General features: G+C 65.0%; 17 protein-coding genes and 1 tRNA gene. 10 read left to right on the top strand and 8 right to left on the bottom strand.

Going from position 1 to position 16,630, the window contains the following annotated elements; translation table 11 throughout:
* Position 1 precedes the first annotated feature (1 nt).
* A complete protein-coding gene (locus ACT54L_RS15620) occupies positions 2–967 on the top strand; it encodes a glutathione S-transferase family protein (RefSeq protein WP_476086551.1) in 966 nt (321 codons plus the stop codon).
* 66 nt (positions 968–1,033) lie between these two features.
* Here ACT54L_RS15620 and ACT54L_RS15615 read toward each other — a convergent pair whose 3' ends face one another.
* Positions 1,034–2,356, bottom strand: coding sequence for an MFS transporter (locus ACT54L_RS15615; protein WP_476086550.1), 1,323 nt, complete (start codon positions 2,354–2,356; stop codon positions 1,034–1,036).
* Positions 2,357–2,661: 305 nt separating this feature from the next.
* Between ACT54L_RS15615 and cyoA the strand changes: the two genes are divergently transcribed.
* The 7 genes from cyoA to ACT54L_RS15580 all read left to right on the top strand — a co-directional run bounded on the left by cyoA (position 2,662) and on the right by ACT54L_RS15580 (position 9,514).
* Complete coding sequence (cyoA, locus tag ACT54L_RS15610) at positions 2,662–3,813, top strand: ubiquinol oxidase subunit II (RefSeq protein WP_476086693.1); 1,152 nt, start codon at positions 2,662–2,664, stop codon at positions 3,811–3,813.
* Positions 3,814–3,825: 12 nt separating this feature from the next.
* A complete protein-coding gene (gene cyoB / locus ACT54L_RS15605; RefSeq protein WP_476086549.1) occupies positions 3,826–5,835 on the top strand; it encodes a cytochrome o ubiquinol oxidase subunit I in 2,010 nt (669 codons plus the stop codon).
* Positions 5,832–6,461, top strand: a complete 630-nt coding sequence (gene cyoC / locus ACT54L_RS15600) for a cytochrome o ubiquinol oxidase subunit III (protein ID WP_476086548.1) — start codon at positions 5,832–5,834, stop codon at positions 6,459–6,461. Before cyoB ends, cyoC begins: the two co-directional genes overlap by 4 nt.
* Positions 6,458–6,844 carry a cytochrome o ubiquinol oxidase subunit IV gene (cyoD, locus tag ACT54L_RS15595; protein WP_476086547.1) on the top strand — a complete coding sequence of 129 codons (387 nt, stop codon included), beginning with the start codon at positions 6,458–6,460 and terminating at the stop codon, positions 6,842–6,844. The genes cyoC and cyoD overlap by 4 nt, the downstream gene beginning before the upstream one ends.
* Positions 6,841–7,602, top strand: coding sequence for an SURF1 family protein (locus ACT54L_RS15590; protein WP_476086546.1), 762 nt, complete (start codon positions 6,841–6,843; stop codon positions 7,600–7,602). The genes cyoD and ACT54L_RS15590 overlap by 4 nt, the downstream gene beginning before the upstream one ends.
* Positions 7,603–7,707: 105 nt before the next feature.
* On the top strand, positions 7,708–8,991 hold the full coding sequence (locus ACT54L_RS15585; protein WP_476086545.1) for an ATP-binding protein: 1,284 nt from the start codon (positions 7,708–7,710) through the stop codon (positions 8,989–8,991).
* Positions 8,981–9,514 (top strand): response regulator transcription factor, encoded by a 534-nt coding sequence (locus tag ACT54L_RS15580; protein WP_476086544.1) that lies wholly within the window; start codon positions 8,981–8,983, stop codon positions 9,512–9,514. The genes ACT54L_RS15585 and ACT54L_RS15580 overlap by 11 nt, the downstream gene beginning before the upstream one ends.
* 36 nt (positions 9,515–9,550) lie before the next feature.
* Here ACT54L_RS15580 and ACT54L_RS15575 read toward each other — a convergent pair whose 3' ends face one another.
* The 7 genes from ACT54L_RS15575 to ACT54L_RS15545 form a co-directional block, all read right to left on the bottom strand.
* Positions 9,551–11,818: a TonB-dependent receptor gene (locus ACT54L_RS15575; RefSeq protein ID WP_476086543.1), complete on the bottom strand. Its 2,268-nt coding sequence runs from the start codon at positions 11,816–11,818 to the stop codon at positions 9,551–9,553.
* A gap of 200 nt (positions 11,819–12,018) precedes the next feature.
* A complete protein-coding gene (locus ACT54L_RS15570; RefSeq protein ID WP_476086542.1) occupies positions 12,019–12,444 on the bottom strand; it encodes a DUF2946 family protein in 426 nt (141 codons plus the stop codon).
* 205 nt (positions 12,445–12,649) lie between these two features.
* The gene (locus tag ACT54L_RS15565; protein ID WP_476086541.1) at positions 12,650–12,835 is read right to left on the bottom strand and encodes a hemin uptake protein HemP; all 186 of its coding nucleotides are present in this window, start codon (positions 12,833–12,835) and stop codon (positions 12,650–12,652) included.
* A gap of 88 nt (positions 12,836–12,923) precedes the next feature.
* Positions 12,924–13,160: a hypothetical protein gene (locus tag ACT54L_RS15560; RefSeq protein WP_476086540.1), complete on the bottom strand. Its 237-nt coding sequence runs from the start codon at positions 13,158–13,160 to the stop codon at positions 12,924–12,926.
* Positions 13,157–13,795, bottom strand: a complete 639-nt coding sequence (locus tag ACT54L_RS15555; protein ID WP_476086539.1) for an SCO family protein — start codon at positions 13,793–13,795, stop codon at positions 13,157–13,159. Before ACT54L_RS15555 ends, ACT54L_RS15560 begins: the two co-directional genes overlap by 4 nt.
* A gap of 4 nt (positions 13,796–13,799) precedes the next feature.
* Positions 13,800–14,387 (bottom strand): copper chaperone PCu(A)C, encoded by a 588-nt coding sequence (locus tag ACT54L_RS15550; protein ID WP_476086538.1) that lies wholly within the window; start codon positions 14,385–14,387, stop codon positions 13,800–13,802.
* 69 nt (positions 14,388–14,456) lie between these two features.
* Positions 14,457–14,786 carry a hypothetical protein gene (locus ACT54L_RS15545; protein WP_476086537.1) on the bottom strand — a complete coding sequence of 110 codons (330 nt, stop codon included), beginning with the start codon at positions 14,784–14,786 and terminating at the stop codon, positions 14,457–14,459.
* 281 nt (positions 14,787–15,067) lie between these two features.
* Here ACT54L_RS15545 and ACT54L_RS15540 point away from each other — a divergent pair.
* Positions 15,068–15,144, top strand: a tRNA-Asp gene (locus ACT54L_RS15540).
* Positions 15,145–15,303: 159 nt separating this feature from the next.
* Positions 15,304–16,629, top strand: coding sequence for a GGDEF domain-containing protein (locus ACT54L_RS15535; RefSeq protein WP_476086536.1), 1,326 nt, complete (start codon positions 15,304–15,306; stop codon positions 16,627–16,629).
* Position 16,630 lies beyond the last annotated feature (1 nt).

Below are 16,630 nucleotides of genomic sequence, written 5' to 3'. Positions count from 1 at the left end.
CATGTTGGTGGATGGCAAATGGACCACCGATTGGCAGCCGGTTCAGGCCACCGACGAGAAAGGCGGTTTCGTCCGCCAGGTCTCCGGCTTCCGCCATTGGGTCACGCCCGATGGCGCTCCGGGGCCAACCGGGGATGGGGGCTTTGCCGCCGAAGCCGGGCGCTACCACCTCTATGTGGCCTATATCTGCCCCTGGGCGTCCCGCACGCTCATGGCCCGCAAGCTGAAAGGCCTGGAGGAGGTGGTCTCGGTGTCGGTGGTGGAGCCGGCGCTCACCGACCAGGGCTGGCGCTTCGGCGATTATCCCGGCGCCGATCGCGACACGCTGAACGGCGCCACCTACATGCACGAGCTCTATAGCCGGGCCGATCCCCATTACACCGGCCGCGCCACGGTTCCCGTGCTCTGGGACAAGGCGCGGGGCACCATCGTCAACAACGAATCCGAGGACATCGTCCGCATGCTCAATGCGGGGTTCGGTGCGCTCGCCCGGTCCGATCTCGATCTTTACCTCGCCGATCTTCAGGGCGAGATCGACGCCCTCAACGGGGCCATCTATCCGGCCCTCAACAATGGCGTCTACCGCGCCGGCTTCGCCACCACGCAAGGCGCCTATGCGGAGGCCTTCTGGGAGGTCTTCGGCATGCTGGACCGCCTGGAAGCGCGGCTTACCGGCCAGGGGCCCTTCCTTTTCGGAACGCGTTTCACCGAGACCGACATTCGCCTGTTCGTGACTTTGGTGCGCTTCGATGCGGCCTATCACGGTCTCTTCAAGTGCAACCTGCGGCGCCTGAAGGACTACCCCGCGCTTTCCGCCTATCTCCTTGCTGTCCTGGACGTTCCCGGTGTGCGCGAGACGGTGAACATCGACCACATCAAGCGCGGCTATTATTCCATCAAGGCGCTCAACCCCGGCGGCATTGTGCCGGTGGGCCCGGATCTGCCGGGGCTCGACCCGGTGGGCTGAAACGCCCAGCCGAATCAAAACGCCCGGGCTTGCGGCCCGGGCGTTTCCTTTGGGAGGCGTCGCGGCCTATTCGCCCGCCGCCAGACGCAACTGCTTGTTGGAGCGCAGCGCCAGCAAGGTGCAGACCGCGCCGGACAGCAGGTAGGCGCCGGACGCCATGATGCCGAAATTGGACGACAGCAGCAGCGCCGCCAGCGGCGCGAAGCCGGCGCCGAACAGCCAGGCCAGGTCATTGGTGATGGCCGAGGCCGTGTAGCGATAGGTGCGCGTGAAATTGGACGCCACCACGCCAGACGACTGGCCGAACGAAATGCCCAGCAGGATGAAGCCGGTCACCATGAACAGGGCCTCGCCGGCAAAACCGGCGTCCAGGAGATGGGGCGCGAACCCGCTGAACACTGCGATGGCCACCGCAGAGCCACCCAGCAGGGTGCGCCGGCCCACCTGGTCGGCGATTCGGCCGGACGCGATCACCGCCAGGAGGCCAAAGCCCGCCGCCACGCATTCGATGAGCAGGAAGCGGGTGGGGCGCTCGGCTGCGAACAGATAGACCCAGGAGAGCGGGAACACCGTCACCATGTGGAACAGGGCGAAGGTGGCGAGCGGGGCAAACGCCCCCACCGCGATCTTGCGGCCTTCCGACCTGATGGTCTCCGCCACCGGCGCGGCACTGAGATCGCCGCGGGCGAACAGCTCCTGATATTCCGGCGTCACCACCATGCGCAGGCGGGCGAACAGCGCCACCACATTGATGGCGAAGGCCACGAAGAAGGGGAAGCGCCAGCCCCAGGTGTAGAAATCCTCGGCCTGCAGATTGCCGGTGAAATAGGCGAACAGGCCCGCGGCAACGATAAGGCCGATGGGCGCACCAAGCTGCGGCAGCATGGCATACCAGCCCTTGCGATCCTCCGGCGCGTTCACGGCGAGAAGCGAGGCAAGGCCATCCCAAGCGCCGCCCCAGGCGAGGCCCTGGCCGATGCGGAACGCAGCCAACAGCCACACGGACAAAGCGCCCACCTGATCCCGGCTGGGAAGGAAGGCGATGGCCACCGTGGACACGCCGAGCAAGAACATCGCGGATGTCAGCTTGGCACCGCGCCCGTATTTGCGGTCCACCGCCATGAACAACGTGGTGCCGAAGGGCCGCGCAATGAAGGCGAGGGCGAATATGGCGAAGGAATAGAGTGTCCCGGTGAGGGGGTCCACATTGGAGAAGACCAGGCGCGGGAACACGATGACTGAAGCGATGCCGAACACGAAGAAGTCAAAGAACTCCGACGTGCGTCCGATAACGACGCCAATGGCAATCTCGCCGGGATCAACACGGCCATGCCCACTGGTCTGAGCGGGAAAGCCTTCTCTTCCCAAGGTGCCTGCGGAGTGAGCCATTTTTTCCGCCTCGCTGTCTAGAGCCGATGGCCAACAGTCTAGATCAGAGTCGGTTCCATAGTCCCGTTTAATTTTGATCTAGATCATAGCCGGCAGGAACGACCCTTACGGCAAAGCCTTAGAAACGTTTTTTCATCTTGGTCAATACTGCAATGCAACATTGTTGCAACATATTACCGCCGCGGAAAGGCCCGCTCCCTTAACGGGATTGGACAAATTGTCCAATGTCCTGTTTGTTGCGGTGCATCTAGCGGTGCTGCGAAACGGCAACGTTCCTGCCTGATGGTCCGAAGACAGGTGAAATGGTGAGACGCTTCCGATTTATCGCTTTGCTCCCGATTGTTGCGCTTCTGTGCGGGTGCAACTTTGTCGTGCTCGATCCGTCGGGCGACATCGCCATTCAGCAGCGTGACCTCATCATCGTGTCGACGGTGCTGATGCTCCTCATCATCATACCGGTGATGGTGCTGACCGTGCTGTTCGCCTGGCGCTACCGCCAGCAGAACACCAGCGCTCCCTATGACCCGGACTGGAACCACTCCACCAAGCTGGAACTGGTGATCTGGGGCGCGCCGCTCCTCATCATCATCTGCCTGGGCTCTCTGACCTGGCTCGCCACCCATCTGCTCGACCCCTATCGCCCGCTGGCGCGCATCGCCCCGGACAAGCCCATTCCGGCCGGCACCAAGCCGCTGGAGGTGCAGGTGGTGGCGCTCGATTGGAAGTGGCTGTTCATCTATCCCGAGCAGGGGGTCGCCTCGGTCAATGAGCTGGTGGCGCCGGTGGACCGGCCCATCACCTTCCGCATCAGCGCCTCCTCGGTGATGAACTCCTTCTACGTGCCCGCGCTCGCCGGCCAGATCTACGCCATGCCGGCGATGGAATCGAAGCTGCACGCGGTCATCAACGAGGCCGGCACCTATCGCGGCTTCTCGGCCAATTATTCCGGCGCCGGCTTCTCCGGCATGCATTTCGCCTTCAAGGGCCTGCCCCAGGCCGATTTCGATACCTGGGTGGCGGCTGCCAAGGCTGGCGGCGGTGACTTGACCCGCGAGGCCTATCTGGCGCTGGAGCGGCCGAGCGAGAATGTCCCGGTCCAGCACTTCGCCAAGGTGGACCCCGGCCTCTTCAACGCCATCGTCAATCTGTGCGTCGAAGCGGGCAAGATGTGCATGGCCGACATGATGGCCATCGACGCCAAGGGTGGCCTCGGCATGGCCGGCATCAACAATGTGGTGCCGGTCACCTACGACAAATATGCCCGCCGCGGCACCGTGCTCGGCGGCGAGAAGAACAGCTTCGTCGTGGGCATCTGCGCCCCCGAGGACCTGACCGGCCCGTCCGCCACCGTGTCCACCGCCGCCGGACTTGCCGCCGGTGCCAAGCAGAGCTTCACGCCCTTCAACGCATCGTCGGATGACATCCTTCCGATGCTGCGCAAGCCGTCCAACTCCTGAGACCGCGCCTCCATGTCTGTGTCCCACATCGAAACGAGCCCGATCTTCGGGCGGCTCACGTTGGAGAGCCTGCCGTTCCACGAGCCGATCCTGGTCGCCACCTTCGCCGTGGTGGCGCTCGGGGGCATCGCCGTGCTCGGTGCACTCACTTATTTCCGCCTCTGGGGCTACCTGTGGCGGGAGTGGTTCACCAGCGTCGATCATAAGAAGATCGGCGTGATGTACATCGTGCTCGGCGTCATCATGCTGCTGCGCGGCTTCGCCGACGCAATCATGATGCGCCTCCAGCAGGCTCTGGCCTTTGGTGGGTATGACGGCTATCTGCCGGCCCACCATTACGACCAGGTCTTCACCGCCCACGGCGTCATCATGATCTTCTTCGTCGCCATGCCTCTGGTGACGGGCTTCATGAACTATGTGGTGCCGCTGCAGATCGGCGCCCGCGACGTGTCCTTCCCGTTCCTGAACAATTTCAGCTTCTGGATGACGGCGGGTGGCGCGATCCTGGTGATGATGTCGCTGTTCATCGGCGAGTTCGCCAAGACCGGCTGGCTCGCCTATCCGCCGCTGTCGGGCATCGCCTACAGCCCGGATGTGGGCGTCGACTATTACATCTGGGCGCTGCAGGTGGCGGGCGTGGGAACCACCCTGTCCGGCATCAATCTCATATGTACCATCATCAAGATGCGCGCCCCCGGCATGACGCTGATGAAGATGCCGGTCTTCACCTGGACCTCGCTGTGCACCAACGTGCTCATCGTGGCGACCTTCCCGGTCCTGACCGCCGTCCTGGCGCTGCTGTCCCTTGACCGCTATTTCGGCATGAACTTCTTCACGAACGACTTCGGCGGCAGCCCGATGTTGTACGTGAACCTGATCTGGATCTGGGGCCACCCGGAGGTCTACATCCTGATCCTGCCGGCCTTCGGCATCTTCTCGGAAGTCACCTCCACCTTCTGCGGCAAGCGCCTGTTCGGCTATACGTCGATGGTGTACGCCACGGTGGTCATCACCATCCTGTCCTACCTGGTGTGGCTGCACCACTTCTTCACCATGGGCTCCGGCGCCAGCGTGAATTCCTTCTTCGGAATCACGACCATGATCATCTCCATCCCGACGGGTGCGAAGATGTTCAACTGGCTGTTCACCATGTATCGCGGGCGCATCCGGTTCGAGGTGCCCATGATGTACACGGTGGCCTTCATGCTCACCTTCGTCATCGGCGGCATGACGGGCGTTCTGCTCGCGGTGCCCCCGGCCGACTTCGTGCTGCACAACTCCCTGTTCCTGATCGCGCACTTCCACAACGTCATCATCGGCGGCGTGGTGTTCGGCATGTTCGCCGGCATCTACTTCTGGTTCCCCAAGGCCTTCGGCTTCAAGCTCGATCCGTTCTGGGGCAAGATGTCGTTCTGGTTCTGGGTGGTGGGCTTCTACTTCGCTTTCATGCCGCTCTACGTGCTCGGCCTGATGGGCGTGACGCGCCGCCTGCGGGTGTTCGACGACCCCTCGCTGCACATCTGGTTCATCATCGCCGCCTTCGGCGCCTTCCTGATCGCGCTCGGCATCCTGTGCTTCCTGATCCAGATCGGCGTCTCGATCCTGAAGCGCGAGCAGCTGCGCGACCTGACGGGTGATCCCTGGAACGGGCGCACCCTGGAATGGGCGACCTCGTCTCCGCCCCCGGACTACAACTTCGCGTTCACCCCGGTCATCCATGACAGCGATGCCTGGTGGGACATGAAGGCGAGGGGGTACAAGCGGCCGCTCACGGGCTTCAAGCCCATCCACATGCCCTCCAACACGCCCGCCGGCATCCTGCTCGCCGCGTGCAGCGTGGCCCTCGGCTTCGGCCTCATCTGGTACATGTGGTGGCTGGCCGCGCTGAGCTTCGTTGCTCTGCTGGCCATCGCCATCGGCCATACCTTCAACTACCACCGTGATTTCTACATTCCGGCGGAACAGGTGACGCGGACCGAAGAGCAGCGGACCCGCGAGCTTGCCGGGCAGGTGACCCCATGAGCCAGACCTCGACCGCGACCACGGCCGAAGCCCCGGTCTTCTACGAAGTCGACGAGCACGCCCATCCCGAAGGCCACAGCACCGCGCTGGGCTTCTGGATCTATCTGATGAGCGACTGCCTCATCTTCGCGATGCTCTTTGCCACCTACGCGGTGCTCGGCGGCAATTATGCCGCCGGGCCCTCCCCGAAGGATCTGTTCGACCTCAAGCTGGTGGCGCTGAACACCACAATGCTGCTGCTGTCGTCCATCACCTACGGCTTTGCCATGCTCGCCATGGCCAAAGACAAGGTGAAGGAGGTGCAGTTCTGGCTGCTGGTGACGGGCCTGTTCGGCCTCGCCTTCCTCGGCATCGAGCTGTTCGAGTTCCACCACATGATCCATGAAGGCGCCACGCCCCAGCGCAGCGCCTTCCTCTCGGCCTTCTTCACCCTGGTGGGCACCCACGGCCTTCACGTCACCTTCGGCATCATCTGGCTGGTGACGCTGATGGTGCAGGTGTCGCGCAAGGGCCTGATTACGGCCAACAAGCGCCGCCTGAGCTGCCTCAGCATGTTCTGGCACTTCCTGGACGTGATCTGGATCGGCGTCTTCACCTTTGTCTATCTCATGGGGGTGCTGAGATGAGCGCCGACACGCACAGCCACGATGCCCACGGGCACGACGCCCACGGCCACGAGGATCACGCGCACGGAACGTTCGGCAGCTACATGACCGGCTTTGTCCTGTCGGTCATCCTCACCGCCATTCCGTTCTGGCTGGTGATGGGCGAGGTCCTGTCCGACAAGACCCTGACCGCCATCGTCATCATGGGCTTCGCCGTGGTGCAGATCGTGGTTCATATGGTGTTCTTCCTCCATATGACCCCGAAGGCAGAAGGCGGCTGGTCCTTCACGGCCCTGATCTTCACGGTGATCGTGGTGGTGATCGCCCTCAGCGGTTCGCTTTGGGTCATGTATCACCTCAACACGAACATGATGCCGACGCACGAGATGAGCCAGCCGCGTTGAGCGGACCAGCTTCGTCAGGACCGGGGGCGGGCGAGCCTGCCCCCGTCCATCTCTCTCCCAAGCGCCGGCCCGTCGCATTCTGTGTCTTCCTGCTGGTGGCGGCGGCCCTCTTCACCGCCCTCGGCCTGTGGCAGGTGGAGCGGCGGACCTGGAAGCATGATCTCATCGCCCGGGTGGATGCCCGCATCCATGCCCCCGCGATCCCCGCGCCCGGGCCGCAGGCCTGGCCGGACATTTCGCCCGACACCTCCGAATATCTGCGCGTGACCGCCTCTGGCCACTTCGTGCCGGGCAAGGCGGCCCTGGTGCAGGCGGTGACGGCGCTCGGCCCAGGCTTCTGGTATGTGGCGCCGTTCGAGACCGACCAGGGCTTCACCCTTCTCGTCAATCGCGGCTATGTGCCCGGGGATTGGAAGGATCCGGCCGCCCGCACCGATTCCGCGCCCCCAAGCGCGGGGACGGTAACCGGCCTGTTGCGCCTCACCGAGCCCGGCGGCGGTTTCCTGCGCTCCAACGATCCGGCCGGCGACCGCTGGTTCTCCCGCGACGTGGCCGCCATCGCCGCCGCGCGCGGCCTTGGCACGGTCGCGCCCTATTTTATTGATGCCGACGCCTCCGCTCCCGCAGGGCGCTATCCGGTGGGCGGGTTGACGGTGGTGTCCTTCCCCGACAACCACCTGGTCTATGCCCTGACCTGGTTCGCCATGGCCGTCCTGTCCGCCGGCGCGGCCGCCGCCTTGTGGCGGCGGCGGATCTGAGCCGGCCAACACGTTCTTCCAGCGGCGCCCCAAACCGCCGCATCCGGTCTATAAGGGCTGACGCCTCCCGCCTGATCCTTCCCCGCAACGCCGCGTGTCCGCCCAATGCCCCTTTCCAATCCCGACATGGAGGGCAAGAAGAACCTGCTGCTGCTGATCCAATTGCGCTGGATCGCGGCGGCCGGGCAGGTGGTGACCATCCTGGTGGCGGAACTGTGGTTCCGCATTCACCTGCCGCTCCTGGAAATGGCCTCCGTGCTGGGGTTCCTGGCGGCGCTCAACCTGGTGAGCGTGTGGCGCCACCAGCGCCAGGGCGTGGTGACGAACATGGAGCTTCTGGTGGAGCTGCTCCTGGATGTGACCGCGCTGACCATCCAGCTTTATCTCAGCGGCGGGATCACCAACCCGTTCATTTCCCTTTTCCTGCTCCAGGTGGGGCTCGGCGCGGTTCTGCTGGAGGCCTGGTCGGCCTGGCTGCTGGCGACGGTTGCGGCGGGCTGCTTCGTGTGGCTCACGCGGGCCTTCATGCCGCTGGTGATACCGGAGGGGCTCGGGGAGAGCCTTCTGCAGCTCCAGGTGCAGGGCATGTTCGTGTGCTTCGTGCTCACGGCGGCCTTGCTGGTGCTGTTTCTGAACCAGATCAGCCGCAACCTGCGCGACCGCGACGCGCATCTGGCGGACCTGCGGCAGCGCTCCTCCGAGGAGGACCATATCGTCCGGCTCGGCCTTCTGGCCTCCGGGGCCGCCCACGAGCTGGGCACGCCGCTCTCCACCATCTCCGTCATTCTCAATGATTGGCGGCGGATGCCGGTGATTGCCAGGAACCCGGACCTTGCCGAGGAAATTGCCGAGATGCAGAGCCAGATCGGCCGCTGCAAGGCCATCGTCTCCGGCATCCTCCTGTCCTCCGGCGAGGCGCGCGGGGAGGGCACCCAGCGCACCACCGCATCCGGCTTCATCGACGAGGTGGTGGCGGAATGGCGCGACAGCCGCTCTCCCCCGCTGCTGGATTTCCAGAACCGGGTGCGCAACGCCGAGCCCATCATCTCCGACACCGCGTTGAAGCAGGTCATCTTCAACGTGTTCGACAATGCCCTGGAGGCCTCTCCCGATTGGGTGAGCGTGACGGCGGAGGAGGATGGCGGCAATCTGGTGGTGACGGTGCGCGATGCCGGCCCCGGCTTTGCGCCGGACATGCTGGAAGAGATCGGCAAGCCCTATCGGTCCACCAAGAATCGAACCGGAGGTGGTCTGGGACTGTTCCTGGTGGTGAATGTGATCCGCAAGCTCGGGGGGCGCGTTACCGTACGGAATGAGCTAAACGGGGCCTGCGTCTCGCTCGCCTTCCCCCTCTCCGCCTTGTCGCCCCGAGGTGCCCATGGACACTAACGGCCTGCTCCTGATCGTGGAGGACGACGAAACCCTCGCCAAGGCCCTGCGGCGCTCGTTCGAGCGGCGGGACTATGAGGTGAGGGCTTGCGATACCCTTGAAGGGGTGCGCGATCTCGTGGAGACCGTCAGCCCCGACTTTGCCGTGGTGGACCTGAAGTTGGCCAACGGCTCGGGCCTGGAATGCGTTAAATTGCTGCACGGGCGCAATCCCGCCTGCCGCATCGTGGTGCTCACTGGCTTTGCCAGCATCGCAACGGCGGTGGAGGCGATCAAGCTCGGCGCCTGCCATTACCTCGCCAAGCCCGCCAACACGGACGACATCGAAGCCGCCTTCGGGCGGGGAGACGGCGACGAGACCATTGCGGTGACGGCCCGGCCCACGTCGCTGAAGAATCTGGAATGGGAGCGCATCCACCAGACGCTGGCGGAGACCGACTTCAACATTTCCGAGACCGCACGGCGCCTCGGCATGCACCGGCGCACCCTGGCGCGAAAACTGGAAAAGAAGCGCGTGCCGTGAGGGCGCCGGCCGGGCGTGACCCGGCCGGCGCGTCGCTCAGAAGTTGACGGTGACCCGCGTGTTGATGGACCGGCCGGGACCGGCCACGGGATAGCCCCAGGCGGCCGAGGCGCCCATCATGGACGTGACCTGGTAGTTCACCAGGTTGGCGCCGCCGAGCGGTAGATCGTATTGGGTATCGAGGATGTTATCGATGCCAAAGGCGATGTTCACCTGGTTCCACTGATAGCTGGTGCGGAAGTTGAGCAGGGCATAGGACGAGGTTTCCACCTCGTTGCGCACTTGGCTGACTTGGGTCTTAGACGCCACCAATTGCACCTCGAAGCTCGAGCTCCAGTTGCCGAGGGTATGATCGAGCGCCAGCGTCGCGTTGACCGGCATCATGTGATAGAGGTTCACCCCGTCGGTGCGCTGCCCGCGCACGAAGTTCAAGGCGCCCCGGAAGGTGCCCTGGCCATAGGTGCGGTCGTCCCACAGGGCGAGCTTTCCATCGATGTTCACGCCATAAAGCCAGGCGTCGAAATTGGCGAATTGCAGGAACACGAAGGTGTTCTGCGCCGTCAGATTGTTCGGCAGGCTGGAGAGGCAGCCGGGCAGGGCGCAGCGCTGCACGTCGATATAGTCCTGCACATAGCTGTAATAGGGCGAGACGCGCAACTGCCACACCTTGTTGGCGGGGTCGTGCCAGTCGGCGGTGAAGCTCACCGTGTGGGCCTTTTCCGGCACGAGGTCGATATTGCCCACATAGCCGTTGCCGTCGCCGAACCAGCCGATCATGTCCATGGCCATGGCATTGGTGGACCAGGCATAGCGTTCGTACAGATTGGGCGAGCGCGTCTTGCGGGCAAGGCCGAACTCGTAGAGCGAGAAGGCATTGGCCTCGTAGCGGACGATGGCGGAGCCATCGATGTTGAAGTCGGTGCGCTGGTGGTTCTGGGCATTGAAGGCGGCGGCATTGGCGCCGTACATCATCTCATTGTAGCCCTGGACATCGCCCGTATTCATCCAGACGATGTCGTTGCGCACACCGATGATGGTGGACCATTGCGCGTTCACCTGCCGCTGCCATTCGGCATAATAGCCGAACCGCAGCCGCTGGCCATTATTGATGTTCATGAAGGTGTTGGGCCCCATCATCATGGAGCCGTCGACCGGCGGCCACCAGTCGTCGAGCGTGTTGTAGAAGAGGTCGTTGCCCACACGCACCACGTCGATGGCGCTGGCCGCGATGGTGCCCTTCACCGTATAGCCCATGTCGGTGCTGCGGGTGTCCATGGGCATGTCGCCGGTCTTGTCCGGCTGGATGAAGCCCATGGTGTGGCGGACATTGTTGGCGAAGGCGGTGACATCCAGCCGGCCCCAGTCGAAATAGCCCTCATAGGCGCCATTCACGAACATGGACTTGTTGTCCACCATGTCCATGTATTGGTTCACATAGCCCTGGTAGGGGATGAACTGTCCGCCCACCTGGACGGTCAGGATGCCGTTGTCCGCCAGCTTCTTGGAGATGCTGAGCGCATGGTTCTGCGTCTCATACATGGTGGACTTGATGACGGTGCCGTTGCCCGACGTATAGTCGCTGGCCCGCACCCAGCCGCCCGTATAGGTGACGCTGGTGTCTTCGTTGGAGGCTGTGGCGGTCACGTCGACGCCGTAGGAATTGCCATTCCCCCGATAGAAGCCGGAGACGCTGCCGGACACCTTCACCGCTTGTCCGGGTGTGAAGGTGGGCGGGGCGAGCGAGACGTCCACCCGCGCGCCCGTATAGTCGCCGCCCGCGCTCACCGGCGCCGTGGCGGTATAGACCTTCACCTTCGAGATCATGGCCGGGTTCACAAAGGACAGCGGCGGGTTCATCTCGTTCGGGCAGGCCGGCGAAAAGATCATGCTGTTGATGGCGATCTGGACCCGGTCCGCGCCCATGCCATTGACCATGGGCAGGCTGGAAACCCCGCCCGCGCCCCAGGCCGCCCCGCCCGGGATCATAGTGATGAGAGAACCGGAATCGCTGGTGAACAGGGTGGCGCGGGCCGCCTCGTCGGCGGTGATGGTTGCCGTATCCGCCGGTGTGAAGGCCGGAAGGCCGGCGCCGCGCGCGCCGCTACCGCCCGTGCTGACGGCGGTAACGGTGACCGTCGGCAGCTCGGGCTGCGCCGCGGTTCCGCCCGCCGTCTGGGCATGGGCGGCGCCGGAGGCCAGGTGCAGCAGCGCCAGCGCCGCGACGGAGGCCACGAGCGCGGGCGAGACGAGGGCCGTGCTTCGGCACAAGCCGCGCCGCAGGGCGGGGAGGGAGAAAGCAGTCATGGCAAACCACAAAGTCTAGGCGCGGCGTCGGCGGGCCGGACGGCTCGGGGCCGCCGCGTCCGCGCACCGGCGCGAAGGGAAGGGAGGGCGCGCAGATCCGGTCCGCGCGCGGGAGGGTGCGATGGGGAAGGGTCTGGCGGTCCGCTCGGCCGCCCATGCCAGGCGCGGCCTCAATCCGGCCAGCCTTCAGATGGGCAATGTCAGGCCGCGTGCGCGGGGGGATCGCGGGGCCGATAGGGTGGGCGATCCGCCGGGCGTTGGATGGGACGGGGCGCGCCGACCTCGAAGAAAAGTATGACCGCCAGCCGTTCGACCACGGGCGAGGGCGGGGGCGGAGGCAAAATGACCGCGTCCGTACGGGAGAGGCAGAGGGGGCAATGGACGATGCTGGCGTCCGGTCCGTGCCGGTCGGCGCCACCATCGGTGTCACCTGGAGCGTTGAGGCAGAGGCTCGACGGATCGAAGGTGCCAGCCGCCCGCGCGGCCATCAGGCCGCTGGCCAGGACCACCTGGAACACCAGCGCATAGGCCAGGAGCAGTGGCAGAAAAACGGTGACGGCGCGCGCGACGGCGCGGGCGCACCCGCCCGCCGTCCTTGCCGTCCTCGTGCCGCTGTCAGCCATCATCCGCCCCCGGACGCCATCCTCTCCTTCGACGGAGCGAACAAAAAGGAAGCGTCATCCCGCAGATATAATGGCAGAAGATTGACTAAAGGGCATCGATTCTATTTTCAAATCTCAACAAAAATATGATTTCATAAAATATATCGGGCACGATCGGGCGTTCTCTGAATCGACTGATTCAGAGTGTGTTGCAAAGGCGTCGAAGCCGTTACTTGGTGAGGATGAGTGTATTCTTGCTCGTCAGCGTCAGCGTATAAATCTGATCTCCATGGGCGATGCGGACGCGCCGATCGCCTTGAAAAAGATCCGTGCTCTCGATGCAGCCACTCACCACCGGGACAGCCCGGATGGGGCGCGGCTGCGCTGGGATGGGGTCCAGGCGAATGACACGCATGCAGTCTCCCCCACGTGGTGAAAGGGTTCGGCCCAGGGCAGGGCCGGTGTCGCGGGGCACGGCAGTTCCGTGCCCCCGGCGCGCGCCGTTATGCGCGGATCATGGCGGGCAGGATGAACCGCCCGAGCACCGCCAGCTGCCCGAAAATGAAGGCCGTGGCGGCAAGGTCGCGCAGGTCCAGCCCATCGCCCTTCAGGTCCAGGACAGACAGGGCTGGCGCCAGCCCCAGGCCCTGCGCGCCGGCTGCAAACAGCAGTCCCGCGGCCGCTCCCGACACGAAGGTGAAGGCGAGGTCTGTCAAGGCGGCGCGCGCGGCAGCCTTCATGAGGGGCCTCCGGGCTTGGCCAAAAGGTCCCGCAGCTTGCGATCGCGGGTGGCCTCGTCGTCCTTGTAGGCGATGAAGCCGGAATAGGCCCCGTTGGCGTCCATCAGATAGATAAGCGCCGTATGGTCCATGGTGTAGTCGCCATCGGACGTGGGCACCTTGCGCCAATAGACGCGATAGGCTTTCGCCACCGCCTCCATCTCCTTCTGGGAGCCGGACAGGCCGATGATGCGCGGATCGAAGGACTGCAGATAGCGCGCCAGCATTTCCGGCGTGTCGCGCTCGGGGTCCACGGTCACGAACAGGACCTTCAGCTTGTCCGCCTCCGGTCCCAGTCGCTTGAGCGATTCGGACATTTCCCACAGGCTGGTGGGACAGATTTCCGGGCAGTGGGTGAAGCCGAAGAAGATGGCGAAGGGCGCGCCCTTCATGTCCTGGTCCGTCAGCACGCCCCCCTTGGAGGAGGCGAGCTTGAAGGGACCGCCAATGGCGGCCGGGGCCGCGACCGCCGTCCCCGAGGGGGACAGGGGTCCGAAGCCGGAGGCGAGGCGCGGCACGGCAAAGCCGGCGCCCAGCATGAGGAGGGCACCCACCGAGGCGGCGAGAGCCAGCCCCGGGGCTTTGAGCTTGGCCATGGTGCTACTTGCCCGTGGCCGGCATGCTGCCGTGATCGTGCCCGCTGTTCTGGGTGGCGACGGCCTCCACCACATATTGCACCTGGACGGTGCCCGCCTTCTCGAAGGTGAGGGTGCCGTTGACCTTGGTCCCCTGCTTCAGGGGCTGGGCCAGGCCGATGAACATCACATGGTAGGAGCCGGGCTTCAAAGCGGCGGTGCCGGCGGCGGGAATCTCCAGCCCGCCGGGCACGGGGCGCATGGTCATGACGCCGTCGGTCATGGCCATTTCGTGGATTTCCACCTTCTGCACCCCGTCGAGCGTGCCCGACACCAGGCGATCGGGCGTCGTGCCCGAATTCTTCAGCACCATGTAGCCGGCGGCCACATTGGCGCCGTCGGGCGTGGCGCGGGTCCAGGGATGGTCGATCTCGATGGCGCCGATCTTGAACTCGTGCGCCAGCAAAGCCTGGGCCGAGAAGGTCACCAGGAAGGCGGCGAAAGCGAGGGCGGCCACCACCTCTTCCACATAAAGGCGCTTCAGAAGGCGCGCGAGCGGGGCGGGCAGGTGGGACAAAGGCGCGGCGCGGCGCGCGCGAGCAACAAGGCTCATGGGACATCTCCTTGGCCGCCGGGCAGAGGGCGGGCGGCACGTCCTTAAGGTCTGGAATGGCGAAAGCGGTCAGACCAGGGACGGAGGGGCCCGGGCGCGGGAGGCGGAGGAGCCAAGGCCCTCGCCCAGGATCAGGGCGGTGCCCCGGAGCGGGGCGACGCCCCAGACCCGGCCGGGCAGCACGACGGCCAGATGCGGTGGCGGCGCCACCGACGGACCGAACATGGGACAGCCGAGGACGCAGCAATCGGCCGAGGCGGTGCCCGAGGGGGATTGGGACCCGTCCGAATCGGCGGTCGCGGCGCTCTGGCAGAGGATGCCGGCCGATTCGAGCGCGAAAGCGGGCGTCGCCAGCCCGACCACGAGCATCTGCAGGACAAGCAGATAGGCCGCTGCCACAGCGGTCCATGCTCTCCAGGCTGGATGCATCGTCTTCAAGGCCGAATGTCCCGCGCACCATGCGCAACGCGAGTATGACACGGAAAGCCCGGCTTCCGTAAAGGTCCCGCCCGATGCGTCACGGTGCCTCGCATGCCGTCGCTGCGGCCGGCGGCCCCCTGCTGTCGCGAAAGTTTTGCACAGGGAGGGAAACCTCCGCGAGCGGCGCGGCTTGACTTGCTCCTTAGGCGGCCTTATCGAAGCGCCACACCGACGCGGCGCCGCAAACGCACCGTCGCTTCGGGGGTGTAGCTCAGTTGGTTAGAGCGCCGGCCTGTCACGCCGGAGGTCGCGGGTTCGAGCCCCGTCACTCCCGCCACTTCCTCTCCCGATCTCATCATCCTCGCATCGAACAGCCGGCCTGTTCGGCTCTTGCGCATTTGCCTGGTCTCAAGCGCTGCGGGCGCCGGCATTGATGATGGGCGACCCAGCCGATAGGTTCACGGCCTCGCCCCCATTGCCGAGTTGACCCTTTGTCATGAACAAGAGTGCCGCGCCCTCGCGGGCGGAGCTTTTCCATACGTTGTCGCAGCTTGCCGCCGCCGGCGCGACCGATATCTCCGCGCAATTCTACGATCTGTTTCTCGACGATTCGCAGGCGCAGGTTTTCCTCAGCTCGGACATGGTGGAGAGCCGGCTCAAGCATTCGCTCCATCACTGGATCTCCACCCTGTTTGCCGAGCCTGAACTGGATGTGGCGGCCCAGCGCCAGATCGGCGAGGTCCATGCCCGCATCAAGATTCCGCCCTCGCTGGTGGTGCGGGGAGCGAGCCTCATCAAGGCCGAGCTGCTGCGGCGCCTGGAGGCCGAGCCGGTGGACCTGCCCCGGTTCGTGGCCCTCATTCATGCGCTGAATCAGCGGGTGGACGCCGCCATCGCGGTGATGACCGACGCCTATATGGCCCGCTCCGTGCAACGCGCGCAGATGGACGAAGCCTATCGCCTGTTCGAGCTTGGCCAGGACATCACGCTGGAGCACGAGCGCCAGCGGGCGGAACTGATGGAGTGGAGCCAGGGCCTGCTGTTCGCGCTTTTGGAGCCGACCCTGCGGGCGCCGCTGCGCCGCATCTCGGCGGCGCCCTTCGGGCTGTGGGTGGTGCATCGTGCGGGCCTGCTGTTCGACGGCCGCAAGGGGCTCGACGATCTGGTGGCGGGCCTGCGCAAGATCGATCTTCAGATGCTGCCCCGCATCGAGGCCGCCAAGACGCAGGGCAAGGGCGACCTCCAGCCCCTGGTGGCGCAGCTCCAGCGCATTGTGGAGGAGTTGAAGTTCCTGCTGAACGAGATGTTCCAGTCCATCGCGGCCGTGGAATCAGGACGCGATCCGCTGACGCGTGCGCTCAATCGCCGGTTCATGCCGACCATTCTGGGGCGGGAAATCTCGATTGCCGCCAAGTCCAGCCATCCCTTTTCCGTGCTGATGCTGGACGTGGACAATTTCAAGGCCATCAATGATCGCTACGGCCATGGGGTGGGCGATCTGGTGCTGCGGCATGTGGCCGAGCATGTGCTTTATTGCGTGCGGGCCAGTGACTTCGTGTTCCGCTACGGCGGCGAGGAGTTTCTGATCGCCCTTGTGGAGACCGGGGCCGAGGAGGCCTTCAGCGCGGCCGAGCGCATCCGCACCACGCTCGAAGAGGCGTCCCTGCGCCTGCCCGACCAGAGCGAAGCGCGGGTCACCGTCTCCGTGGGCATTGCCGTCTATGGCGGTCACCCCGACTATGCGGTGCTGGTGGACGCGGCAGACCGCGCCCTTTATGCGGCCAAGGAGGCGGGACGCAACCGGTCGGTCCTCGCCCCCTGAC

This window comes from Aquabacter sp. DMC10 (assembly GCF_056314145.1).
The sequence above is the reverse complement of the archived record's forward strand: the minus strand, read 5'-3'. Positions and strand labels throughout refer to the sequence as shown.